This window comes from Candidatus Litorirhabdus singularis (assembly GCF_026262625.1).
Classification (GTDB): Bacteria; Pseudomonadota; Gammaproteobacteria; order Pseudomonadales; family Halieaceae; genus Litorirhabdus; species Litorirhabdus singularis.
Window position 1 is genome coordinate 122,044 of the sequence record NZ_SHNN01000006.1, and the last position, 25,168, is coordinate 147,211.

Here is a 25,168-nt window from a genome sequence, read left to right on the forward strand (position 1 = left end):
CAGGTATAGGTCTATCAGGCTGCAGCTCCTGACGAGGCCTGGCCAGCGCGAGATTGCCCCGCACGGTATAACCGCCCAGGCCTGGCCGCAGTCACTGCATCCTGATCCACCACCACTTCTCCAGCCACCACCACTGCACGATAGCCGCTAGCGTCCTGCAGCAAGCGCTGACCACCGGCTGGCAGGTCTTGTACCATGCGCGGCGGGTACAACCGCAGCTTGTCGTAATCAATCACATTGATATTGGCCTTAAGGCCCACCTTGAGCCGACCGCGATCTTCCATGCCGCAGTAATCGGCAATGTCTGCCGTCAGGCGATGAATCACTTCGGGCAGTTCCAAGCGCGGTCCGCGCTCACGATCACGCGACCAGTAGCTGAGCAAATACGTACTAAAGCTGGAGTCACACACCGTACCCACGTGAGCGCCACCATCTGACAGCCCCTGAATAGACAGCGGGTGCTCCATCATCGTCAGCACATTGTCGTAATTCATGCCGGTGTAGTTATAGATGGGGAAGTACAGCAGCGCCCTACCGTCATCTTCTAACATCAGGTCATAGATCATCGCCAGGGTATCAACGCCGGCTTCCTGCGCCATGTGCAGCACCGAGGTCTCTTCGGTTTGCTCGTACTCCGGGTTGTCACCCAACAGGAAAGTTTTGGCAGCGACAAAATCCACCGCGGCCAGCAAGGCGTCGGCAATGGGCGGCACCGGCGTGCCATCACCGGCCATTTTCTCAGACTCTTCGGTCAGCAACTGCGCCCGAAACGCCGGCGCGCGCATGGCGGCCACTCGCTCCGCCAAAGGCAGCTGACTAATTTTCTTGTAGCTGGGAAAACCAATAAACGGATGAAAGGTGCACTGCAGCCCCACCGTCACACCAATACCGCGCGGCGCTACCTGCAGACGAATATTCAGACCGTCTTCGCTGAGGTCTTCGGCGCGGGCAATAATGCGCTGCCACTGGTCAGGGGCAAAGTCACGCTGCATTAGCGACAGCGAGAACGGCCGGCCCTTGGCGGCCTTCGCAAACTGCTCCAGAATTTCAAACTCCACCGGAAACTGGTCGCCCTCACGTTCCAGATTAAAGTCATTCACCGCCTGCAACACGCCATGACCCAGCCCATCCATAGCACCGGCAATACCGGCCAGCTCTTCGGCGGATGCTTCTGAAGACGGCGTCCACTGGCCATCGGCACTGCGATGCACATCAGAACGCCCGGTCGAAAACCCCACTGCTCCGGCTTCCAGCGCCTCACGCGTAAGACGTTGCATCTCGGCGATATCTTCAGCGGTAGCTGACTCGTTGTATACGGCGCGCTCACCCATCACATACACACGCAACGGGTCGTGGGTGACCTGCACCGCAAAGTCGATACTGTGAGGCTTGGCGTCCAGCGCATCCATGTACTGCGGCAGTGACTCCCAATCCCAGGTAATGCCCTCGGCCAACGCCGCACCTGGAATGTCTTCTACGCCTTCCATAATGCGTACCAAAGTGTCGCGGTCGTTCTCACGCACCGGCGCAAAGCCAACCCCGCAACTGCCCATCACCACCGTAGTAACGCCGTGGTTAATGCTGGGCGATAGAGTCTCATCCCAGGACACCTGCCCATCGTAATGAGTGTGCAGGTCAATAAAGCCAGGGGTAACAATGGCGCCCGCGGCATCAATAACCGTCGTCGCACTTGCCTTACAAGGTCCGATCTCAACGATAACGCCGTCACTGACCGCTACATTGGCTGCAAATGGCGCGCCGCCGTCACCGTCGTATATTTGGCCGTTAATGATTTTCAGGTCGTATGCCATGGTCCAATACCCTCCGCAAATCAGCGGCACATTATTGCATAACAGGGGGAGAAACGGAGTGCTTTACCGTTACTGACCCAATCGCCGATCTAGCGTATCAGGCACCATGGCGGGAGCGAACTTGGGAGCGATCTTAGAGGGACGATGTGGAACGTCAGTGTTGGCGCGCGCGTCTCACTACGCCAAGCGCGCCCAGACTGGAGGCGAACAACCAGAACGCTGCTGGCAGCGGCACGGGCGCCAGGGTAAGACTATCCAGCGGCGCGATCACCAAGCCGGTTTCCTCTCCGATACTATTGAACTCAAAACCGATCAGGAAAGCCGTGAAATCATTGGGCAGCGTATCGGGAACATCGCCACCGGAGAACCAGTTGTCATCCGTGGCGAACAGGGCCAGCGTCCACTCCTCGCCATCAGCCGGGCTACAGGGCTCGCCGCGCCCGGGCAGTAATCCACCGTGGTGGAGCCCAGCAGTTCCAGCCAGTCATAAGTCCCGGTGGGTATCAGGCCGCCGGTTTCTTCTGCGTCGATAAACATACCATCATTGACCACCACTGCCTGGGTGCTGCTACTGAAGCCAGCCGCCTGCTGCACGTCGATCAACTCGACGCCGTAGGGCGCGCCATCGAAGTTCCAGAAGGAGGTGTATTCATGCCCGGGATTGGTGCCTGGGCCGGGGTCTGAGCCCGGCCCTGCGTTGGCAGAGTCATTATCGATGAGAAAGCTGCCGTTAATGTTGTCTCCAACCACAACTCCTCCAACGTAGCTGCCCTCGACAATCGTGACCGTGGAAGTCACATTGAACTGCACCGGCGCCGCGAGCGCGTAACTGCTCGACAGTAAGGTCACAGCCAGTGCCTGTCGCAAGATTCTTATGTTCATGAAACACTCTCCAGCAAATACGATACCTCAAACTAGCAGAGACTCTTTCTTATACACAGGAACTGGCGCACGTTTTAACAGATTGAGATTTACCGCCGTGGAACGGACGCCGTGGGACGGCCGCTGGAATTCCACAACGAGCACTGCTATAAGGCTCAATTAGCAATCAAGTCGCATTAATAATATGCTCCGAGCCCGGTAATACCTGACAGCCATTGAGCAGCGAGCCCGCAATGACACTAACTCATACAACCTCCAATAGATTCCTGAACAGACTGCGCCACAAGGGCCTGCTATTACTGCTTGCCGCGCTGCTACTGACCAACCCGGTGGCTGCCGCCGACGTCGCCCTGGACCAACAAACCGTGACCTTCTGGAGCGAAGGCGCGCGCCTGCAGGGTACGGTGTTTAAACCAAAAGCTATTGCGGCCGATGAAAAACTGCCGGGGATACTATTGATTCACGGCTGGGGTGGTAACCGCAGCAACCTCAACAGACTCTATGCGCCACAATTCGCCCGCTTGGGTTTTGTGGTAATGACCTTTGATTTACGCAGCTGGGGCGACAGTGATGGCTTCTTCCTGCCGAACGCTGCGCTCCCGACAGCGCCAGAGACTAAGACGGTGACAGTGAGCGGGCAACATATTCGCTCGGTGGTTAACCCCCAGAAAATGCTGGAAGACGCCCGCGCGGCAATAGCCTGGCTAGTCGCCGAGCCCAACCTGCAAGCCGATAATATTGGCGTGTGGGGAACCAGCATGGGTGGTGGCCTGGCCCTGGTGGTCGCCGCCAGTGATCCGCGCATCAAAGCGCTGGTAACGCAGATTGGCACAGTAAATAACAAAGCCAATTTCGCCATGATCCCCGACCAGATGGTGGCCAACTGGGAAACCCAGCGCGCCCGCGGCCAGATAACCCCCTATCCAGGGCCGGCATCCGCAATGGGCCTGCCGGACAACCCGGATCTTATTGCCATCAAGAAGTACGACCCCGCCGCTTACTGGCCAGACATAGCCGTTCCCACGCTCATCATTGACGCCGAGAACGAAGAGCTGTTGGACCGCCAAGTCAATGGCATGGCCCTGCATAAGTCGCTTGGCGACCGGGTACCCACTCGCTATCTGGTCATACCCGGCACCCACTATGACGTGTACCGTGACCAGGGCCATGCGACAGGGTTAAAGGCTGCCCAGGACTGGTTTGTGACACATTTGAAATAGCGCCGCTCCAGGTACAGCAGGCGCTCTGTACAGGCGGGGTAACTCGATAGTCACCGTTTACCCGAGGCTAATGCTGGCGTGGGGGGGGGGGGGCGGGAAAACGGCGGCGGTTGTATGTATTCATCCACCGATGCTACCGCACTTGAAAACTCAACTTACAGTACCTTTTGAACTTCTTTTGACTTGCCTGGCGGGGAACATCAGGTACGCTTGTAATTTCAATCCGACCATTTCAGATTGGGCGCACTACTTACCGGAACACCAATATTGTACCTACTGGCCTATTTGACTTATCGCCTACGGGAAAAGCGGTTATAGCGTACATAATTTGTTAGATTAGTGAAATCGACTACAACCCGTTTATTTGAGGACTACGTAAATCAAAGTAAGCTATCACCGACAATTTTCGCTGTTCACAGTGGTTGCTATGTTTCAATACATAACCGATGGGCTGCTGCTTTTTCTATTTATGTCCATGGGTGTGGATATGATCTATGCCAACCTGATTTCAAGAGCATTGGTAGGTTTTTCGGGTTTCATTGCCAACAGGTATATTACCTTTAGTGGAACCCGGGTACGTTTTTGGGATAGTTTTTTTCGCTTTTTAATCGCATGGGTTGTAACCTCAATTCTCAGTACCATTGGAGTCTTGATTGCTGTACACCTATTTTTACAAGGGCCACCAACACCCACATCAGGACTGATAATTAAGGCCTTGGTTGAAGTGGCAGTGTTTTTGTTAGCATTCGTCATTCAAAAATTCTTCATCTTCGGAAACCCTACCGGAGATAGGGAGAGGCTATGAATACTATCCATCTTTTTACACTGGATTCGCTAATAGGTTTTGCAACATTACTCGTTGCGCCCTTCGATTTTCTCCCAAGCTGAGCTGACAAGCCATTTTCTTGTAGCAAACGCTGCAATGGAATGGCAGACTGTTAACAACACGCAGATTCGTAAAATAGGAGCTTCCTTGTGTGCATACAGAATCTGTCAACGTCTTGGTTAGAGCCGAAGTTAACCAGTCATGCACTCAAAAACTGACGAACTCATCCGCACCGCCGATCTACTTAATGAAGTATTCACGGTTCACCCGCCGTACTCGGTAGAAAGTCTTGGATGGTACTATAACGATAATCCAGTGGGCCCGGCGGCGGTAGGCCATGTTGACGACGGCACTTCCCGCTCTGGTAACTACGCCCTTGTCCCGCAAGAGTTTCGAGATGCTACCGGGAATAGCGTCTTGCTAGGCCTGGGCGTAGATCTTGCGGTCGCGTCTAAAGCGCGTGGCGCCGGGACATTTCGCCGCACAATTGAAAGCGCTTACCACCACGGTGAGAATAGAGGGCTGGATGCAATTATTGGCGTCGCTAACACTAACTCTGCACCGCGCATGGTGGCAACGTTGGGATGGCGGGCGCTGGCCCCATTACCTGTAACGCTAGTCGCGCCATCTATACGCGGCGCTTCAATGGAGCACCACAGCGTCACCACCACCTTGCTAGACTCGCCCTTGTTAGACCAACTCGCGAGCGACGGTTTCGTCACGTCATCATGCTCGGAAGGAATATTCGATCCTGTTTGGACTGGTGACTATTTGCGCTGGCGCCTCGGCCGACCCGGCGCTCAGTATACGCTCCACTTCAATGATGACGTGGTCGTTGTGACAACCGTCACCAAAATGAAAGGCTTTCGCTTCGCTTTGATCCTGAAGGTACTTGCGCGGCGACCTTTAATCGAGCCGCTGGCTCTCGGTGCTATTGTACGCTCGGTGATGCTGCACCATCGCACCCCCTTAGTCGTGTACTGGGGCCGAAACCCAATTCTTCGCATGCGGGGCATCCGACTCCCCCAGGAAAAGATGCCCTCTCCGCTCTCCGTTGTGCTGCACCAGCTACAACCCACATTTGACGAGAGAGGTTTTGAGCTTGGGTCTTTCGAGTTCTTGGATTTCGATGCCTACTGAGTACCGTGAAATCTAACCTACAATAGGCCCCAACAAAACGAGATGGAGGATGGCGAATTGACTATCCCTAGTAACAACATACAAGAGTTAAAGAACACAAAATGACTTTGGAACCTAGCATCCGCAGGACTGGCAACGCTACTGGCCTCGATGTATTCCTGTGTGCTCATCAGGATGATGAGTTTTCATTTCTATATACGATTCAATGCTCCTTGGCCGAAGGCAGAGATTTATTGGTGCTATTTCTAACAGACGGCGGGAACAGTGAGGTTAGGAATGAAGAATCCAGAAAAGTTCTTGAAGCCGCGGGCGTGCATTCCGACTCCATTGAATTTATTGGTGGTGAACTCCAATTCACCGACGGAAAGCTCATGGACCATTTACTACCTGCATGGAGAGCAATAAATTATTGTATTGAAGGACTAAGCTCTCGAGTGAAAAGTATTTATATGCCGGCTTGGGAAGGAGGCCATCAAGACCATGATGTACTTCATGTCCTGGGCGTATGTCTCGCGCGCAAACTAGGCGTGTATCACTCAAGTCGGCAGATCGGACTTTATCATTGCTACGGTATGTCCTGGATATTTTACAGGGTACTTTCGCCATTAAAACTAAATGGTCCGACAACCAAAGTACCCATTCCCCCTGCCAAGCGCCTAAAGTTTCTAATCCTGTTCTTGAACTACAGATCACAGTTTATGGCATGGATCGGCTTATATCCTTTCGTTATTTTGGACTACCTGCTGGATGGCACCGTAAAACTGCAGCCAATCAGTTGGTCACGCATCCATCAGGCCCCACATCCTGGCGTCCCTCTTTATGAAAGAAGAGGCTTTTCTAATCTGCAAAGCGTTACAACATCCATTGACAATTTTCTTCAAACTATCAGCCCGGAACTATCAACAAAAAACCCGATTGATTCAAATGGCCCTTTATAAAGATACTCGGTTTTAATTGTCATAATCCCTGTCAGCGAAATATTTTTAGGGAACCGTCCCCGGATTCTTGCGGCACCGCGTTTACCTGCGGTTTAAAAAAATGGAAGTTTCTCTTCTCAATTTCTTTTACCGAGCACTGAGGGCATCAAACTCATGGAACCCATCCGAAATGTGGTAGCATTGACAATCATGCCCATTGGACTCCGCAACGGGGTGAAGGCATAGCCAGCGATGTCTCATGACTGTTAGGTGCTTCCGCCTATATTGTAATTGGCAGCACACTAACCATAGACTCGGGAGTACGACGTGAATACCGAACAAAAACCAAAACGTGAACTGCTCGCGGTGGTCATACCCTGCTATAAGGTAGTTAATACAATAGAGAACGTCGTATCCTCTATCGGACCTGAAGTCGGGCTAATATATATCGTCGACGACGCCTGTCCCTTGCAGACAGGAAAATACATACAGGAGCATTTCAGCGACCCGCGTATCCGCGTGTTATTCCATGCCAGTAATCAGGGCGTTGGTGGCGCCGTGATCACGGGCTACCGCGCGGCAGTGGAAGACGGCGCCGACATCATCGTCAAGATCGACGGGGACGGGCAGATGGATACCACGCTGATTCCGTATTTTGTAGAACCCATTCTAAGTGGAGAGGCAGACTACACCAAGGGCAATCGCTTTTACGAAGTCAGCAGCGCCCTGAAGATGCCGCTGCTGCGGATGCTCGGCAATGCTGCTTTGTCATTCCTGACCAAACTCTCATCCGGTTACTGGAATCTGTTCGACCCCACCAACGGCTACACCGCTATTAGTGCAAAGATAGTGCCATATCTGCCGCTGGACAAACTGGCCAAGCGCTATTTTTTCGAAAGCGACATGCTGTTTCGCCTTAACACCCTGCAAGCGGTGGTAATGGACTTGCCGGCAGATGCAATCTATGGCGATGAAGTATCCAACCTGAAAATTGCCAGGGAAATGCCTGTCTTCGCCTTTAGTAACCTGCGTAACTTTTTCAAGCGTATTGCATATAATTACTTTCTACGTGGCTTCAACTACGCCAGCCTACAGCTGGTACTGGGACTCGTCCTTACTACTTTCGGAGTGCTATTTGGTATTGCCCAATGGGTAGAAAGCCATCAAATGGAATCATTTGCCAGTGCCGGCACTGTCATGGTGGCAGGGCTAACCGTCATGGTCGGCATACAAATGCTACTCGGGTTCCTGCAACACGACATTACCCACCAACCTAATTTTGCGTTACATCGAAAAATCAAAGGACGTAGACTTGACCAGTAATTATCAGACTGACACGATGGAAAGTTACAATATTTGGCTCGGGCCAATGGCTGGGGTTTATCTGCGCTCTGGTATTGAGCAAAAGGCCCCGACATGCCCACCCAAATAGTTTACCTGCACACCCCCAAGTAGGCCGGACTTTCCAGCGCTTGGCCTTCCACGACATTTATGGTGAAGACAAAGTCTTCTGGTATGGAATAGTTCTGGCAACTTAACTCTTTGAGACCGCTTGAATCTGTCATCCGATCCCAAGCAACCGCCCTACCCCGTTCTTCGAACGCACCTGCCCTGAGATCTCGATAATGCCGCGCTCTGACTAGGTGCCTACTAAAGTTAAAAAAATTTGAAACCGTAGCATGGGCAACCAGAAATCTCTGCGCCTGCCTAACCGGTTTGAACTTTCGCATGCCCTGCTACCTGACTCTAGTTGTCTCGTGTGACTGCTCAGCCCGATCATTATCATACTGCTTGTTACTGTGAATTGTCTCGGGTATCAGTTCTCGATACGCCACGCCACAACTGCGCAATTAGTCGGTCAAGATCTTCCTTGGCTCAGTCCCACTTGATCGTAACAGCAGTCTGAAAAACCGCTTTGCTCCTGTCCCGTCTCGCCTCGCCTGTAGGAATACATCAATAACCTCACCATCCTGGTCGACTGCCCGCCAGAGGTAATGCTGCTTACATTGGATCCTGACAAAGGCTTCATAGATGTAGAAGGTCACTAGTGTCCCAACGTTTGAATTAAAAATGCCTGTAACACGCTGTTTTTCAATACAAATAAATCAATTTGTGCCTGTCATCGACTTGAACTCATTTGCCGATAACTGCCACCCTGCTATCCACTTATGATCTGCAAGGAGTCGTGGCTTATGTACACGGACAGTCTCATTTTTTCTCAGGTGATGGAGCATCTACCGATGCACACCTTTTGGCGGTGTGTCCAACGTTACCGCGGCAAGCACAAAATCAGATTCTTTTACTGCGTCGATCAATATCGGTGTATGGCGCTCGCACAACTTACTTACCGCGAAAGCTTGCGTGATATCGAAGTGTGCCTGCGAGCGCAACAGAGCAAGCTCTATCACATGGGCATACGCGGTGGCATGTCACTCAATACACTTTCCAATGTAAACATGACAAGGGACTGGCGTATCTACGTCGATTTTGCCCAGGCCCTGATTCATATCGCCCGCAAACTCTACTTGGACGACGACTTTGGTGCCGCCTTCTTTGTCATTCGCGCTAAGTCCGATTTAAAATTCCGCCGATTGTACTTACACCCAGGAGACAAAAACACCGGGCTGAAATGCGATCAGAGTGTAGTTCTCTCTCACTTCTAAGGAGCCAAAACTATCCTGACAAACTACGTCGAATAAAATACTACGATGAAAAAGCCGACAAAACGCTTGTCTTCCTGACCAACAATTTTTCCTTACCAGCACTAACTCTTGCGGAGCTTTACAGTTGTCGCTGGCAGGTGGAGCTCGGCTTCAAATGGATCAAACAACACCTCAGCATCAAATCATTCTTCGGAACTTTCGAGAATACCGTAAAGACGCAAATATGGATCGCCATTTCAGTTTATGTGCAGGTGGCGATAATTACGCGTAGACGCCAGCCTTTGCACATTATTACAAATTTTTGAGTGTAACCATTTTCGAAAAAATGCCCTTAAACAAGCCTCCGTCAGTAGGCGACTTCACGCTAGAACAAGCGAAACCTCCTAACCAATTGATTTCATTTTTTGATTCGGAGTTGGGACACTAGTGGTAGAAAGTATCGCCGTAGCCTCGGTGTTTACGTTTCAACCGGCGTGTTAAATGGCGCCTAATTCGATGCACTAGAGGCGGATTGCTTCGCGGCTGACGGTGATGCCTAGTTTGGCCTAAAGATCTTCCATGCCCAGATCGCTGAGACCGAAACTGCAGTAGAGCAAAACCGAGCAGCTTATAATGTCGGATGGAGATTGCTGTCGCTTTTAAGTATTGGTTCACTGATACTATCTAGGTTGCGAAGTTGATTTGGCAATATCCTCAGATCGGCTTATGCTTCAAAGGCGATTAATCGTCACATAGCCTTCTCCAAACAATGAAATAAGCAGGTACTGCCACACATGAGACTTGAACCCGTTGCTACCGACGAGCGGTCCATACGATCTTACGTTAAATTGCTCAAATCCAGCTTTACCAGCACAGACCACTTTACCGCTGATTATTTACACTGGCTGTACCTGCAAAATCCGGTCGGTAAGGTGGTGGGTTTCAATGCCTATGACGATGAGACCCTGGCAGGTCATTACGCCTGCGTACCTACGCTGATTGATCTGGCCGGAGCACAGGTAAGAGCCCTGCTTTCGCTCTCTACGGCGGTGCGCCCTGATTACCAGGGGCAGGGGCTGTTTACCCGGCTGGCCGAGGAAACATATAAGTTGGCTCAAGCAGAGGGTTACGCCTGTGTTTTTGGCGTTGCCAACGCCAATAGCACTCCCGAATTTGTGGACAAGCTCGGATTCCAGTTGGTTTCGCCGCTGGAGGCGAAACTAGGCTTTGGCGCACTCCATATCGACTGGACGCTGTGTGAAAAAAAGATGCTGTTGCGCCGGGCGTGGAATAGCGAACTGATAGCCTGGCGTGCGGCCAATCCCGAGAATGCGATCAACATTGCCAGTGCTGGCAAGGCTTCAATCAGCCTGCTCGCCAAGACAGGATACCCTTTGATTCGAGCTTTCTCTGAGCTCCCGCCCCACCCTTCGTTCAAGGCCAATTCAACGTCCAGCTTTCCATTCGTACGGCTTTTTATTGGATTGTTCCCAGCGGATGTGTGCCGATACTCGGGCTATATTGATATACCCTCCAGACTGAGGACATCACCGCTTAACCTGATCTACAAAAACTTCAACACTATTGTGGATGAATTGGATCCCGAAGCGATTGCGCTAGGTTTCCAAGACTTCAACGCCTACTAATACATAGCTCTGCTGAACAGTATCTGGTGCTGCTGGCCCACAATTATAAGTTTACCTTTGTAAACCCAATGTAATCCCCCCATTCTGCACAGCAGTTATTCGTAGAAAATCATGCTGCCTCTAACAGTCGCCTTGGCGGTACTCCGCCAATCGCTATGTTGGGGCGTTCGTTATTGTAGAGCCATAACCATTCTGTTTGATGATCACCAGTATCTGGCTATCACTAAATCGGGACTGTCGCATAGGAAACTCCTGCATTCATTTTAATGGAATTCTCTACTTATAACCTCTGCGGATTTCTGGGGGGATTACACTCACATCTTTCGAATATTCTGGCTCTTGAGCTCAGTCGATCCAGCGCCATTCAACGGCGGCAAGTCCAAGACCCTTATTGGAAGACGCTGAATCATCCCGGCGCAGGCGGATGGAAACCATCTCTTTCTCAAAATGCTGACTGGCAAATTCAATCGCGCACACTTCACGACTGACACTACCAATCAACTCCTCATTAATATACACCTCAAGCAAAATATCGAGGTCACTTTCCTCCCACCAAATATCGAATGTGAACAATACGGTACCTGGCTTCAGAAAGGCGGCAGGCTTGAAGTTGATCAAAGCTTCTTCAGCATTCATGCGAATGCCCCAATCAGAAGGCAGATCCCAACCTCGTTTCAAGTACACGAACTCGCCGGCATCGCTACAACAAACTCTGTGTCCATTCCACGCTGCAAGCGCACCCCCAAGAAGCACATCAAGCGGATCGAGGTCTACCAGCGGCAGGTCGGACCAACCGCCCGGCGGCAGGAATCCAGGAGAACAACAGAACAAGTTCATAAAGCCCTCGGAATCAGCATCCATCTGGGTCACTGCGATCCATTGATGTAGATTTTCTGGACTACAGCTGACGAGCTTGCCCTCTTTCAACAAATAGAACTCTAGCCGATATTCCACCATCAGCTGAACTGGCAGGTGCGGGTCGACGCCAAATTCGCTGAGGCTGTTGGGGCTCAGTTCAATCAGCATACCCAGGTTGTCACAGCTATTCTGAAGCAGGGTCGACATGCCTCTCAAGACGTGAAATTCGGAGCCCTGTGTATCAATCTTAATGAAGTTGGTGCGGGAGATTTCAGGCAGTATGACGTCATCGGCTCGCTTTATCTCGATGGGCACGCTTACCCTGGAGTCGTCGTTACTGAAGATCTGGTGATCACCCAGATTACTATCATTGAGGTAGAGATGACCTGAAGATGCCTGATCGGAAAGCGCTAGCTTGAATGCATATACGTTGGTACTGTTATTGGCATGGATATTCTTCTGCAGAAGCGCATAGTTACTCGGATCCGGCTCAAATGCCAATACGCTGCCCTCCTCGCCAACCAAAACTGCGGCGAGTAAAGAAAAATAGCCAATGTTCGCTCCAATATCAATAAAGCTATGTCCCGGCTCCAGTGCGTTGATCAACAGCCTGGTCTCGTCGGGTTCCCAGATTCCCTTATCCCGGATCGTTGCAGAAACTTCGGTATCGATTTTATCGTGCACCGTAATAAACAGATCTTGAGACAGACCGTCAATTCGAAGCCGACAGAAATTTCTGGAGGCGAACCCGGTATAACGCTGAATAAAGTATTTGAGTGTTTTGAGCGACACGCTAGTTTACCGATCTCAGGCTGATGCCCCTGGATACTTGCGCGCCTCTGGAACGCAGCGGTGACTCGACCCACCTGAAGTTGAGCTCACTGGTAATCACAATAAGCACAAACGCGACAACAATGACGCTGGGGCGATAGTAGTCAGAAAAATCAGGGTAGATACCCTGTATTCGCAAGCACAACTCCCTGGAGAAAAAGAAACACGGTATATGCGTTAGGTAAATTGCGTAGGACCTCGCACCCGCCCAAAGTACCAGGCCCTTGAGCAAACTATTCGCAGGGATAATATAGTTGCCGTTAAAAGATGCGATACCCACCAACAAAATCGAAACAATGGCGATTACGCTGATTCTCCATTGCGTGATCATCAAGCCCTCGGCCCCGAGAGATACCAGGAGCATCAGTAGCAAGCCTATAGTGAACACCTTCGCACCAGTGCTGGTCGCGAGAATCGTCGGGTTCATCAGCTGATACGAATCGTGTTTTGACCACATAGCGAGTAGCACCCCACCCAGTATGGCATGTGTTCGAAACACCAGGTCGGACCCTTCGGTTGGTGTCACAATCATGTAGATAAAGGCAACGAAGATCAGGTGCGGCAACCATTTCCTTGAGAGGAAAATTACCAGCGGGAAAAGCAGGTAGAACTGCTCTTCCAGCGACAGACTCCAGTACACGAAGTTGGTCCTCTGACCACCCGTTCCATAGACTTCTGCGAAGTGAAAATTCGCCACGTTGAGCAAGGCGGCAATTGTACTCTGCCAGTTTTCCCTGATATTGCCAAAAATGCCATGGTTATTAAAGGCTATCACAAGCACCATCATGATCAACAGCCAGAGCCAGGCCGAAGGGAGCAAGCGGTAGATTCTTCGCACCCAGAAGGACAGGCACTCACTGAAGAACTCACTATTGCCAGAGGTACTTTTGAGCTTTGGAATCAGCGTTTTGGCGATGACAAAGCCCGATATGGCAAAGAATAGATCGACTCCCACCCAACCCCCAAAATAGTCATGGAGCAAGCTCAGGGAGCCGGAACTCCAGTCTATCAAGTTACCATTCACATGTTGAAGCACCACCGCCAGTACGGCAAAGGCCCTCAGCGCTTCGATATCATCAATGCGGTTCTTCATTTTCTATTCAGCCTTTGCGCAATGTTCTGAATCGATTTATAGCGAACGTCAGAAGGATTCCTATCAAGGTCAAGCCCGCCAGCAAAAATCCGATCTTCAAGCTCTTCGATTCGAAATAGATTTCTACCTCGTTACTGCCCGCGGGGATATAGACAGCCTTGCCCAGTATTTGCGCTGTGTAGACCTGCACCGCTTCCCCACTAACGGTTGCGCGCCAGCCAGGATAGTTGGCATCTGCCAGAAACAACCAGAACGGCCCGTCCGCCTCAGTAGCGAGTTTATACGATGTAGGCGAGTCATGAGTCAGCTTTATTCGTGGCTGATCACTGTACTGCGCACTTATTTTCAGATGAGCTGCTGGTATGAGATCACTGGTTTCGAGAACCAAGGCCTTCTGCTTCTGCCGCTTGAGGGTTGCAAGGGCATTCTCGGAATCGCCTACGACCGTTACGTCACGATAGGTCTGGAAGCGCGGAAGTGCGGCAGTGTTCTCCATGAAAAGTAGCGTGCGCGGCTCCCGCGTACTGATCCGTGTCTCAAAAGCTTCGCTGGATGTGGGTTGACGCATGGAAATATATTTGATGGCGAGCAAATCGATCAAGCGCAAACCGGCAACCTGCCCGGCGTCTCCTCTAATCTCGGCATCAACGTGCTCTACCAGCATCACCTGACGCTTGGACTGCAGCGCAAATGCTCCCGTGAATGAAGGAATACCCCAAAGCAGATTGGTAGCCGCAATAATATGATTCAACTCATCTCTGGCAAGGCTTTCAATATCCCTTTTAGTGGGATTGACGAAGGCAAGTCCGCCCTGGCTGATGTGGTAATGCTTGTAATCAGCGGCATCCGGGTCAGCCTCAATAAGGGCGACGGCTTCCGGCCTCGTGGTAAGAATTGAATTATCAACAAACTGAAAGGGAGCAACACGAAGGACAGCCGCCTCAACGATGAGCACCGCCACAGCTGCTGCCGGAATAATAAACTGTGATCTGGTCAAATTTGCCGCTAGCACCGCGGCTATAGCAACTCCCAGCGTAACATAGTGGAAGCTCGATACTTCAGGAATGTGGTATCTGCAAATTATGCAGACCCAAGCAACGAAAAATAGCAGCACCAGGCTAAGCTTCATGATCCCGCCGCGCGCATCGGTCGAGTGTAATAACTTTGTGGTAGACAGCCAGTCCAGCGACTTTGCCGCGAATATGCAGAGACCAAATATTGCAACATAAAAATACGGGAACATGGCCCTGAAATTTGATAGTCCAGGTATCAGCTCATAACTTCTCGCGAACGTATAAAGCGGCGACTGCTGCGCCAAGGCAAGGTTGACCAGAATAAAGACGGCGACAAGATGCCCGATAATTCGCAGATTATTTTTTGCGGAAAAACCTACCGCAGAAGCCAGCACACACACCAAAAGACTACTGGTAATGGGGAAAAACCAGGCCGACTCAGCCAGATCAACGGAGTACATCAGGCCCCTTATATAATATTCCGCAGCTATCTCGATGAGTACGGTTATGCCGTCTTTGCGATGAGAATGTTCGGTCAGCTCCAACAGGGGAAGCCACTGAATGGCACTGATACCTGCACACACGGCGATGGCCCAGGCGCCGCTCCTGAGATACCGTTTAAACGCCGCATATCGGCTGTACCGAATGCGGCTCTCCCACGGGAATGAAACGAGGCTAAACAACATATATAGCACCACGCCATGAAAAAATTGTGGGTATCCTGAAAAAACCAGCATTGCTGTACTCAGGCCAAACAAAGTGGAACTTTTTAGTCCGGGCCCTCGCAGCCAGGCTTCGAAAGCCCACAATGTCCATGGGATCCAGATCGAGGCCTCCATACCTGTCATATTACTATTGGCTTGAATAAATAGGCCCGAGAGTCCGGCTGCTATGGCAGCAAACATCGCGCTGAGTGGTGAAATTTGCAAGTTGCGGCACAGACCGTAGCAGCCCATCCCTATAGCGATCATTGACAACCAGTGAATCAGGTTATGTCCAAATTCTGGCTCAAAAACCATAGCGATCAGAATATTGAGAGGATTACTCAGCCCAGCCTGACCCTCAGCAAACAGCGGATGCCCCCCATAGACCAGGTTCGTCCAGAAGGGCGAAATCCCCTCACTGAGTAACTTACTATGGTGAACCAGTATGGCATAACTGTGATGCAGGTTATCGCCGTGAACCAGGGATTGATCCTGAAACAATGCCGGATGCAAAAACCAGCCTGAGAGGACCGCCAGTGCCAGGAACGTAAGCGCCAATATCTTGCTACTACTGCTCGAATCGTTGATGTTTTTCTCAACGGGCACTGCTCCAACCGACTCTCTCATGATATCGAAGCATCGGAAAGTGAAGATGTGTGCTTCCCGGCATCACTCAAGCTCCGAGCCAATTTGTATAGTCGGCTATCATACTGCGTGTGTTCCGCGATGAGGTCACGAGACGCCTGACTAATCGATTCTTCGAAGCGGTAAGCGTTGTCCTGACCCAACTCAATATCGGGATCATTGGGAAACAGTCTTCTCACCAGGCTTAGGATATCTTCCTGCACACCAACAAAGTCAATTTTGCGAAGATTGCTTGCGGCAGACTCAAAATCACTTTCAGTAAGCGACACCGTGTCAGGAACATAGTCTGGCGTAATACCCTCAGAGGTCCTGAACTCACTAATCGACCGACCTAGAAAACGGGTTTGTAGATTATCGATTTCAGCAATATTCGAGGCGATCACTTCATCCACCGAGAGCTCAGCCAACGGCGGCCAGTTACGCTGTAACATTCTGATATGCGAGAGTGTCCGTGAAACGGGCTCTCTCAGTACCGTAATCGTAATACAAGGCTGGGGCAGGAGCATGCCATAATCATAATGGTAATGTCCTCTCAGTAATTGATAGCGCTCTAACTCATCCTGCGCGTAGCATTCCAGCACACTTGCCGGGGGGTAGAAGCCCTCAAATCTGCGCAGCGAATTTTCATCCGGCAATACCTTGTGGCTCTCCACTCTAGATTCCAGTAGCTTTCGTAGCGACGTGCCGCCGGTCTTGGGGATATGAATAAAAAAAAGCGAATTGAGCGTCTCGCGCGGCGCCACATTCGGCAAAGAGACAGCCTCATTTCCAGCGACCACTGACACATTTCTAGCAAACAATCCTGCCTCTGCCGACAGTTCAAGCTCTATGACAAAACCGCAACAGCCATCAAGCACGTCCAGTGATTCGAGCCCGACATAATATTCCATAGCTATAGCTGCTGCGCGCAATTCGCCTTCAACATAAACGCTAACTTCAACCTGCCGCGTCCTGTCGGTCGTATCGTATGCCCAGCCAGCAACGGCTACCTTGCCAAGCTCATCGCTGATCGGTCTAATCGCAAAGCCTCCCGCTAGCATTCGAACTCTACTACCTTGGAGTGGCGGCTAAACTATAGTTAGCCTTGGCTGAATCAACGTACATCATGGGTCGCCTAATATCCTAGTATCTTTCTAATAGCCAAACGCTTTACAGTAGCTCGATGCACGCTGTAAGGCCTGTATCTGATCGCTGTAATCCTCCGAAAAACACTGCGATAGGATCTGCGAGTACTTCTTTTTCCCGGATTCATTATCCCTCGAAAAAGCAAAGTTACCGCTGTGCCCAAGGTCAGCAACAACCTTCCTGACGCCCTTTTCAAGCTCTTCGTATTTAAAAAGATACACATCACTCCAACCCAAATCCTTATACAGAATGCCCGTCGAATTTAAAGCGATCTCCTCCAGCCCAACATCCAGGTAATCGCAGAGTTGGTTTTCGAACCAGACCAACGGCCTATGCATCAGCTGAACCATTTGGGACAGGGATCTAAGTGTCTCTTCACGATATCCACGTGCTTCAAGAAACTTTGGCACAGGAGCCATGTTCTGCATGCCGGCGACATCTGCTGATTCCAAAAACTCAATATACAACTCAAGAAGCTTTTGCACCGATTCTATCACAAACTCTTCCTCTGGCAGGTCGCCACGCCCCCAGACGGTTACAAAGTTATTGATAAAACCTTCTATGTCCTGCAGCAAAGCCGATCTTGCGTAATCCACGGGATTTCTAGCAATGGAAACGAAATGCAGCTGCCTTTGAGCCACCAGACCTGCCTTGAATCTCACAGCCAACCTGTTCAGGCGCAAGTTGTGAGTCAGCTGGCCCTCAAGATGCTCATAGAAGTAGTCATCCAGTCCGGGATTGCTAAGCGTGCCAACCGCATTCTGAAAGTTCTTCACGCCCAAAAAATGGCATTGGTGGGCGGCAACATCCGGTAACCTATTAAGTGAATTAACAATGGAGGTGCTTGCAACCTTTCCGAACTGGTAGACGATAAAGTTGTGTTCTTCTAATTCAATCAAGTCTTTCCCTCTATAACTGCCCGCCAGGCGCTTCAGTCTGCCTCTCAAAGACATGGGTGAATGCCAGATATTAATGTACGTTGAACCACTGCGATCAAACCCGGACTCCGTTTATCTCAAAGGCCTTGGTAGGCATCGAGTATCCCTGTGGGTTCGCCTTCATATTTCACCAATAAAAAGTACTTCGGGAGTTAAAACGAGGCTGTGGCCAACCCGAGCCGAACCCTCATACCCGTCGAAGAGGTTTTTATCGGCGCGTGGAAAAATGCTTCCAGCTCACTGAATTCAGCGATCTCTGCCAGCTTCGATAGAATGTAAACTTTCTTATAGCCAAGCAGCATACCGTTGAGGCGGACATTGTCACGTCCCTTGAGGTTTACGTCAAACCCTGCTTGCAGCGTCAACAGGGATGTCTTTCGGGCACCGTTTACCATTCTGCACTTATCGGGCCTATAGATACCCGACAACACCTTGAGTAAGCCTAATTTTCTTATGCCATTGCGCCCCACTATAATCACGGTTTCGCCTCAAAGAACTTCAAATGATAAGTCCTTGAGCGCCTCGTAAAACTCATTATTGAAAAAGGAAAAACCCCGGTCCGTGGCGCTGAAAAAAATGTTTCGAACACAAGAAAATTACGGGGAATCTGGATCAGCGGTCCTTGACCGGGTCATACCGGAGATCTAGCAGCCCGACCCGTGATTTGTGCCTTTGGGCGCCTAAACCACGGGGGCTTAACTTACCAAACCCGCTTGGGATAGCACTGGCCTTCTTAACTCTTCTCCTCCACTATCTGAAATCAGAACACCAAACTCTGGCGCGGGCTGCTAGCTTATCGCACTGGAACATAGCAGTCTCCATAAATGATGTGGTAGTTACATCATTTACAGGGGTCGCTAGCAGCGGTGCGACAACACCTGACCGACGCTCTGGTTTAAATTATGCCCATTGATCTAAATAGACGCGCATTCATCCAACTCCCAGTGCACTTTTCACTCGCTTATGGCCTCGTCAGGCAGCCGGACAGGGCCGGCTGGAATCATATGCGCCTTGGAACTGTCAGTGCTCAATCGTGACTGTGTCATAGAAAACCCATTGCGTTGATATTATTGGAAACTCCCTCTCATAAACTCTCCAGCTTTGGAGGGATTAATAAGTATAGAATGCGAACTACCGGGCGATATCTGTCTGGGATCGGCTTATTCCGTCGACGGTTTGTTAGAATTTGGGGACTTTGTATGCTGCGGCTGTATACTTTGCTCATGATAGTCAATTACAAAAAGACGCCCGTGCCGTGCCAGAGGATCGGCCCGGCGCACTCGTGAAGCAACGCATTTTTACTCGCAGATAACAATTTTACTCTGAGTGGGCGGAGTAACTCGTCCGGATGGAATTCAAGATGACAAATCCAAGGGTCTATATCCATATTGGTATGAATAAGACCGCAAGTTCGACCCTGCAGTCATGGCTGAATTCCCAAGGCGCTCTTCTCAAGGAAAGAGGCTTACTCTATCCTGACTTCTATCGCCACGGCGATGCTCACTACCCCTTTAGTTCCACTTTTAATTTTGGTCCATTTGACTATGAGAATCGGCAGCAGAAAAAGTCCGAGCTGAAGGATCTTCTATGTAAAGAAATCCGCCAGGGGCGCTATAACAAGATTGTCTGGAGTTCAGAGTATTTTATCAATGACAATGATGTTGCGGAGTTGAAGTGTTTCTTCGAAGACTATGAGTGCAAGGTTGTCATTTATCTCAGGCGGCACGATTTTTGGTGGCAGTCCAGATATGCGCAAGCGCTCAAGTTTCCTGGTCGAAAGCCATACGCTCGTGGCCTTGAAGCCTTCATACAGTATGTCGAGCAAGCCGATCACTACAGCCGCTATGCGGATATTATCGACAGGTGGGAGCATGTTTTTGGACGAGAAAATATTCTCGTCCGCCCGCTGGAGAAAGAGCAGAATCGCGGGGGAGTAGTTGCAGATTTTCTGCAGACGATAGAGTTTGAGCCTGCGGGAATAAATACTGAAGCGGTGTCAGAAAATAGGGCGCTCTCTAACCAAGCTTGCTATATCCTCGATCTGGCCAGATCGGGAGTACTGACTGAAAGCGAGTACGTCAAACTGAGCTACTATCTTCAGGCAAATGACCCGTTCACAGACAGAACGCCATTACTTTCACCAGAGCAGAGGTTGAATATTGTCCAGCGCTGCCAGGCGGCACAATACAGCTATATTGCAAAAAAATACCTCGGCAGAAAAAACGGTGAATTGTTCTATGCGCCGATTCCGGATCTCTCCCAGGATTGGGTTTCGCCCGCGCCTCCCAGTGAGGCGGAAATCCAGAGCATCTTTTTGCAAGCGCAGATGGCCTGATCCAGTCCCGAGGTTACTGCGCTAGCTTGAGTTGCAGAAACTGGGGATAGTACAGGTCACATTTTTCCTGAATGTCCTCAAGCCGGCAGCTGTTGACCATATAGGTGCCTATAAGTGAATCGCCCTCCTGGCCTGATAGTTCAGGATGCAATTTCAGTGCATAGACAAGCAAAGGGCTCGAAGGATAGCGTTCCAGCTCCGGAGGGCTATAGAAGATCTGGCAAGGGCCAAATTGAGTAAGTGACTTGCCGGTCCTGTAACACAGGGGTGACTGGTAGCCGTAGGCGCTCTGTAAAAATAACCAGGTATGACCACTTCCCGACCAGGGTATTGGGCTGATATCGACTTCATTATTGCCGTCGATGACTATAGGACTGGGATATTTCGCTGCAAGCGCGTCTTGGTACTGCCAGCTTCTGTCCGTATGCCATTGCGGTTCGGAGAGGTCGTACTGGAGGACTTTTGCCAGCGGCCACCTTGCTAGGTAAACGCGATTGCCAATCAACTCACCAGGACCACCGGCATAGGCATAAAGGTGGCCATCACGAACCAGAATACTGGACGACCCGGCGAGGATATTGTGCCAATTGTTATCCACTGGCAATTGCATCTCCCGCCAATTCCAGTCAGCGGGCTCTTGCTCGTTGAGTTTTGCCATTCTTGCCTGCCAACCGATAATCTCGAAGTTAAGCCCGGCGCAGGTATCCCCGGCAGTTGAACTGTATTCCAGCGCTCTCGCCTGCATCAGAAACACCAGAACATGACCTTCCACCAGCGCAGTAGAGCCCATCCAAAACCAGCTGCCGTCAGATTTCGTTGGCTCAAAAAATGAGGAGGGGCGCCCGTCCCTCCAGCCCCAAAAATGCTTGATTTCTGCCGTAGTTGGATCGCTGCCATATTGAACAGACATAGAATTATGAACACTAATATTGAAGCCCTTGAAACGATTACAGCGATTGCTTCCGGGTTCTGCATACAGCGTATCTCCGAACACCCACAGTATTCGTCCATCGCCCAGAGCGAGACTGTTAGCCACGTCGGCACCCTTCCACTGAAGCCCCGAGGATTCACTATGCTGAAACATTCTTGAAGCTTCTGGCCAGGGAGTCGCCACCAGTATAGGTGCAGTCGGAGAGGTAGAGCGAGGAATGTGTTCGCAGGAACAGAGGCAAAGCAATGCGAGAATACAAAAGAATTTGCGTGGACCTGGTAACACCGATTATCCCCTGATCTGTCAGGCAGTAGATGCCTGTTCCCTGCGGGTTTTCCCTCCAGCTTTTGAGCTGATGTTATCACATGCAGGGGTGGCCTCAATGATGAGGTGTTTTCAGGTAGATGATCGTCTGAGGATCAATGCAAATTGTAATGCTTAAATCCAGTCGCCGGCTGGGCTGGGCTGGCCCCCTGAAAGCGCGGCTTGAAATGCACAAGAGTGACTCGTTTAATCATTGGCACTGCGCAGCTAGCGAGAATGAATATCTTGGAAATTCAGTATGAACTTCGCATAGAGGGTAACAGTACCTAAATTGCTTCTAGCGCCCCATGCCAATATACTCTTTTTCTCCCTGAACCTCGGTCTTATTGGAATATGTCTTATGTCCATCAATGAGAACTTTATTGTATCGCGAATTGATCAGCCGTCGACTCTGAAGGAGCGCTTCGACGAGTGGGGATACCTCTACATACAGCAGTATGTGTCGGCAGAAAAATGTGATGCCCTGATGCATGCTTTTCTGAATGAGCTTGAGCCGCATCTGCGCCTCAATACAGAGACCAGCCTTCCAGAGCTGAGTGGAGAGCCGTTCTTCGAAACGGATCCAATTTGGGATGATGTTTATCCTCGTATGCAGGCATTAGAAGTCTTCCATCAGTTTTTTCATGATGATGAGATCCTACAGCTGATGAGAGTGGTGGCGGGAGATAAGGTGTTTGTCTACCCTATGACAATGGCCCGTATAGGTACCCCCAAAAAACTGGGCTATGAAACCCCTCCACACCAAGACGCGCACTCACACGGCGCTGGTCCGACCATGGCGGGTATGTGGGTAGCGCTGCATGATGTATCTGAGGGAATGGGTCGCCTCAAGATGCTACCCAAATCACATAAGCGGGGTGTTCGCCCAGTGTTCGAGGCGCAGGGGGTTGGCGGCGTGCAATGCGAGATCTATGATGACGAAGCCACCTGGCATGTCTCGAACGTAAAAAAGGGGGATGTCATCATTTTCAATTCATGCACCGTACACAAGGCTGAACCTAACATCCTGAGATCCGCCTCTAGATTGAGTGTAGATACGCGTTTTTGTGATTATGGCGCACCGGTTTGGAAAGCCAACCTTGAGCCGCACCATGGATGGCGTATCGATGGGCTGAATTGGGACAGTATCTACAGTCATTGGGAAAATGACGCTCTCAAGTACTACTGGAAAGACTACCCAAACACCTACTAGCTGACGATATTCAGGCTTTTCTGGCAATAATCATCTGGCTTTTGGGCATCATTTTGTCGAATGCGGCCTTGATGCTACGCCCCTTATCATTGCTCATTAACAGCAGCCAGAGCTCTGCCCACTGCTCCAACAACTCGCGCCGATCATCCCAGAACAGAGTCCACCAGATAACCTGGTAAAAGCCACTGTAGAATTTATCCTCAATGACAAAGCCGGCTTCTTCCACCATGTGGTCGAAAGCTTCTCGAGATAGTATCCTGATATGGTTGGGTTTCTGGAAATATTCCGGAGGAGCAATTTCCTTTTGCAGAAGCTCTCCCAGTTCATCGGGAACCGTGAGCAAATACAGGCAGTCCGACTTTCCTATACGGTGCAGTTCGGAAAGCGCTTTAAGCGGATCTTCCACATGTTCCAGAACTTCTGTACAGATTACTTTTGATGCTATCGAGCTCTCCAGGTCCAGGGCCTCTGCATTGGCGACAAATCCCCGATGCTTGCACCGCGTAAATTGCCGCATATTCGTTTGAGCTATGCTTAGGCTTTCCTCACTCAAATCGCAGTAGATAACCTCCTCCGCCCACATGGCGCAGAACGCAGAGTTACCCCCCTCTCCACATCCAACGTCGACCACGGTATCTCCCGCTTCAAGTCGAAAGCCCTGCACCAATTCCTGCATCGTATTGTTATGCCAACCACTGTACTGACTGTCCTGCCAGGAGGCTCTCAGCAGCGGATCAGTTTCCAGTTGATGGGCCAATTCAGGCTTTTCCTCGACAGCTTGGGGTACCACCCCACTTTCTCCCTTGCTGAAATTGGAGGTGATGAACGACTCCAGATGCCGAGTAAGAACCTTGCGTGAGCAGTGCGCCTCAAGTCGTGAGATTGCCGCTTCGGCCTTGGATGCATAGCGCTCTATATCTCCTTTGGCGACCTTGTAGCTCTCCGTAAAGGCATCGTAAAGGGAACGCCATACCACCCTGTGCTGCATGGTACGGAAGGACTGGCGTTCATCATGTTGCCAGAATGACAATTCTTCCTGAGTATGAACGAGGAAGCCAATATCCTCATTCATGTAATCTGCAAGCGCCGTGCTCGCCGGTGCCACCGCGGGTATTCCGGCGGACAGAAACTCCATCAGCGGCAGGCATTGCCCTTCCCCGAAAGAGGTGTTTACGTAGTAGCTAGTGCCTGCTATCAGCTTGTTATATTCAGGCTGCTCCAGGTACGACTTGATTACAATAACCCGGCAATTCAGGGGTGCAAGGCGCGCGAGATACTTTGCCACCTCATCACTGAACTCTACAATATGACTCGCCGATATTTTGATGAGCAAGGTGGCATCGCTGGTGTCCCTAAAGGCCCAGCAGAATGCTGTCAACATGTCCTGCCAGTTTTTTCGTAGATCATAGGGATTGAAGAGCGAGGTATAGATTACCCCCTGTAACGATACTGAACTTCGAACGTCCTCAATACTGGCGTCAGTATCGTCGGATTCGCTACCGGAAATCGGCTCCGGCTCAAAGCTTTGACCCAGTGCCATATGATGGCTGTCTAATAGGATTCCGGTAAAGCGCAGGCTGTAGTTCTTGATAGGCTCGAGACGGTGAGTGTCTGCTCTAACCGACTCAACGTCATCCCAGACGCCACAGGGAAGGGAGAGAATTGGAAAGTCCTGCCCCATCGCATTCCTGACTGCTTCGACAGTGTATTGGGAGTGGGTAATAGCGGCACCCGCCGCTCGCAATGCAATCCTCCAGTCGTTCTTCTCGTTAGCTGCCCAACTTTCGCAAGGAATTGTATCGAACTCCCAGGCAAATACGGGAAGAGATGGACAGGGCAGGCCGGTAAAAAAGTTATGCGGCGCTGAAAAGTGCAGGAATACGCAGGGCTCCTGACGCGCAACCAGCTCCTCACACTGCCCCCTCACATCCGCCTCATCAGCAGCGATAAGCACGGTGCCCAGCTTATCGAGCACTGGCAGGAACTGTTTCAGCACAAAGTAGTAGCTGTATTCTGGCTGACCCAGCTCAGTGGAAATTGTTGCTTCGGTTGTTTTTGAATAAACAATAAAGTGCATAGCGTTATTGACCATCCT

At 50.7% G+C, this 25,168-nt stretch carries 19 protein-coding genes and 2 pseudogenes; 9 read left to right on the plus strand and 12 right to left on the minus strand.

Annotation, left to right across the window (positions count from 1 at the left end; all coding sequences use genetic code 11):
- Positions 1 to 14 precede the first annotated feature (14 nt).
- From EYC98_RS20755 to EYC98_RS20760, 3 genes are all read right to left on the minus strand, one after another.
- Positions 15 to 1,811 (minus strand): N-acyl-D-amino-acid deacylase family protein, encoded by a 1,797-nt coding sequence (locus EYC98_RS20755; protein WP_279247325.1) that lies wholly within the window; start codon positions 1,809 to 1,811, stop codon positions 15 to 17.
- Between the two features lie 154 nt (positions 1,812 to 1,965).
- Positions 1,966 to 2,082 carry a VPLPA-CTERM sorting domain-containing protein gene (locus EYC98_RS21825; RefSeq protein WP_420887207.1) on the minus strand — a complete coding sequence of 39 codons (117 nt, stop codon included), beginning with the start codon at positions 2,080 to 2,082 and terminating at the stop codon, positions 1,966 to 1,968.
- Between the two features lie 41 nt (positions 2,083 to 2,123).
- A complete protein-coding gene (locus EYC98_RS20760; RefSeq protein ID WP_279247326.1) occupies positions 2,124 to 2,693 on the minus strand; it encodes a hypothetical protein in 570 nt (189 codons plus the stop codon).
- A 233-nt stretch (positions 2,694 to 2,926) separates the two neighbouring features.
- Between EYC98_RS20760 and EYC98_RS20765 the strand changes: the two genes are divergently transcribed.
- The 5 genes from EYC98_RS20765 to EYC98_RS20785 all read left to right on the plus strand — a co-directional run bounded on the left by EYC98_RS20765 (position 2,927) and on the right by EYC98_RS20785 (position 8,119).
- Positions 2,927 to 3,913, plus strand: a complete 987-nt coding sequence (locus EYC98_RS20765) for an alpha/beta hydrolase (RefSeq protein WP_279247327.1) — start codon at positions 2,927 to 2,929, stop codon at positions 3,911 to 3,913.
- A 418-nt stretch (positions 3,914 to 4,331) separates the two neighbouring features.
- Positions 4,332 to 4,718 (plus strand): GtrA family protein, encoded by a 387-nt coding sequence (locus tag EYC98_RS20770; protein ID WP_279247328.1) that lies wholly within the window; start codon positions 4,332 to 4,334, stop codon positions 4,716 to 4,718.
- Between the two features lie 222 nt (positions 4,719 to 4,940).
- Positions 4,941 to 5,879 (plus strand): hypothetical protein, encoded by a 939-nt coding sequence (locus EYC98_RS20775; RefSeq protein WP_279247329.1) that lies wholly within the window; start codon positions 4,941 to 4,943, stop codon positions 5,877 to 5,879.
- 101 nt (positions 5,880 to 5,980) lie between these two features.
- The gene (locus EYC98_RS20780) at positions 5,981 to 6,817 is read left to right on the plus strand and encodes a PIG-L deacetylase family protein (protein WP_279247330.1); all 837 of its coding nucleotides are present in this window, start codon (positions 5,981 to 5,983) and stop codon (positions 6,815 to 6,817) included.
- A gap of 306 nt (positions 6,818 to 7,123) precedes the next feature.
- Complete coding sequence (locus EYC98_RS20785; RefSeq protein WP_279247331.1) at positions 7,124 to 8,119, plus strand: glycosyltransferase family 2 protein; 996 nt, start codon at positions 7,124 to 7,126, stop codon at positions 8,117 to 8,119.
- Between the two features lie 251 nt (positions 8,120 to 8,370).
- On the opposite strand, the pseudogene EYC98_RS21830 reads toward EYC98_RS20785, so the two are convergent.
- A pseudogene (locus tag EYC98_RS21830) lies at positions 8,371 to 8,838 on the minus strand (IS6 family transposase); the annotation flags it as partial.
- Positions 8,839 to 8,988: 150 nt separating this feature from the next.
- On the opposite strand from EYC98_RS21830, the pseudogene EYC98_RS20795 reads away from it, so the two are divergent.
- Both EYC98_RS20795 and EYC98_RS20800 read left to right on the plus strand, forming a co-directional pair.
- Positions 8,989 to 9,886: pseudogene (locus EYC98_RS20795) on the plus strand (DUF4372 domain-containing protein).
- 346 nt (positions 9,887 to 10,232) lie between these two features.
- Positions 10,233 to 11,084, plus strand: coding sequence for a GNAT family N-acetyltransferase (locus EYC98_RS20800; RefSeq protein WP_279247333.1), 852 nt, complete (start codon positions 10,233 to 10,235; stop codon positions 11,082 to 11,084).
- Between the two features lie 345 nt (positions 11,085 to 11,429).
- On the opposite strand, the gene EYC98_RS20805 is transcribed toward EYC98_RS20800, so the two are convergent.
- The 6 genes from EYC98_RS20805 to EYC98_RS20830 form a co-directional block, all read right to left on the minus strand.
- Positions 11,430 to 12,734, minus strand: a complete 1,305-nt coding sequence (locus EYC98_RS20805) for an FkbM family methyltransferase (RefSeq protein WP_279247334.1) — start codon at positions 12,732 to 12,734, stop codon at positions 11,430 to 11,432.
- 1 nt (position 12,735) lies between these two features.
- Entirely contained in the window at positions 12,736 to 13,866 is a 1,131-nt protein-coding gene (locus EYC98_RS20810) for an acyltransferase family protein (RefSeq protein WP_279247335.1), read from the minus strand.
- Between the two features lie 7 nt (positions 13,867 to 13,873).
- Positions 13,874 to 15,616, minus strand: a complete 1,743-nt coding sequence (locus EYC98_RS20815) for a hypothetical protein (protein WP_279247336.1) — start codon at positions 15,614 to 15,616, stop codon at positions 13,874 to 13,876.
- Positions 15,617 to 16,206: 590 nt separating this feature from the next.
- Entirely contained in the window at positions 16,207 to 17,268 is a 1,062-nt protein-coding gene (locus EYC98_RS20820) for a hypothetical protein (protein WP_279247337.1), read from the minus strand.
- 93 nt (positions 17,269 to 17,361) lie between these two features.
- The gene (locus tag EYC98_RS20825) at positions 17,362 to 18,252 is read right to left on the minus strand and encodes a hypothetical protein (protein WP_279247338.1); all 891 of its coding nucleotides are present in this window, start codon (positions 18,250 to 18,252) and stop codon (positions 17,362 to 17,364) included.
- 191 nt (positions 18,253 to 18,443) lie between these two features.
- The gene (locus EYC98_RS20830) at positions 18,444 to 18,770 is read right to left on the minus strand and encodes a hypothetical protein (RefSeq protein WP_279247339.1); all 327 of its coding nucleotides are present in this window, start codon (positions 18,768 to 18,770) and stop codon (positions 18,444 to 18,446) included.
- Positions 18,771 to 19,651: 881 nt separating this feature from the next.
- On the opposite strand from EYC98_RS20830, the gene EYC98_RS20835 reads away from it, so the two are divergent.
- The gene (locus tag EYC98_RS20835; protein ID WP_279247340.1) at positions 19,652 to 20,626 is read left to right on the plus strand and encodes a hypothetical protein; all 975 of its coding nucleotides are present in this window, start codon (positions 19,652 to 19,654) and stop codon (positions 20,624 to 20,626) included.
- A gap of 13 nt (positions 20,627 to 20,639) precedes the next feature.
- Here EYC98_RS20835 and EYC98_RS20840 read toward each other — a convergent pair whose 3' ends face one another.
- On the minus strand, positions 20,640 to 21,710 hold the full coding sequence (locus tag EYC98_RS20840; protein WP_279247341.1) for a hypothetical protein: 1,071 nt from the start codon (positions 21,708 to 21,710) through the stop codon (positions 20,640 to 20,642).
- 511 nt (positions 21,711 to 22,221) lie between these two features.
- Here EYC98_RS20840 and EYC98_RS20845 point away from each other — a divergent pair.
- A complete protein-coding gene (locus EYC98_RS20845) occupies positions 22,222 to 23,073 on the plus strand; it encodes a phytanoyl-CoA dioxygenase family protein (RefSeq protein ID WP_279247342.1) in 852 nt (283 codons plus the stop codon).
- 10 nt (positions 23,074 to 23,083) lie between these two features.
- On the opposite strand, the gene EYC98_RS20850 is transcribed toward EYC98_RS20845, so the two are convergent.
- Positions 23,084 to 25,150 (minus strand): methyltransferase domain-containing protein, encoded by a 2,067-nt coding sequence (locus EYC98_RS20850; RefSeq protein WP_279247343.1) that lies wholly within the window; start codon positions 25,148 to 25,150, stop codon positions 23,084 to 23,086.
- Positions 25,151 to 25,168: the final 18 nt, after the last annotated feature.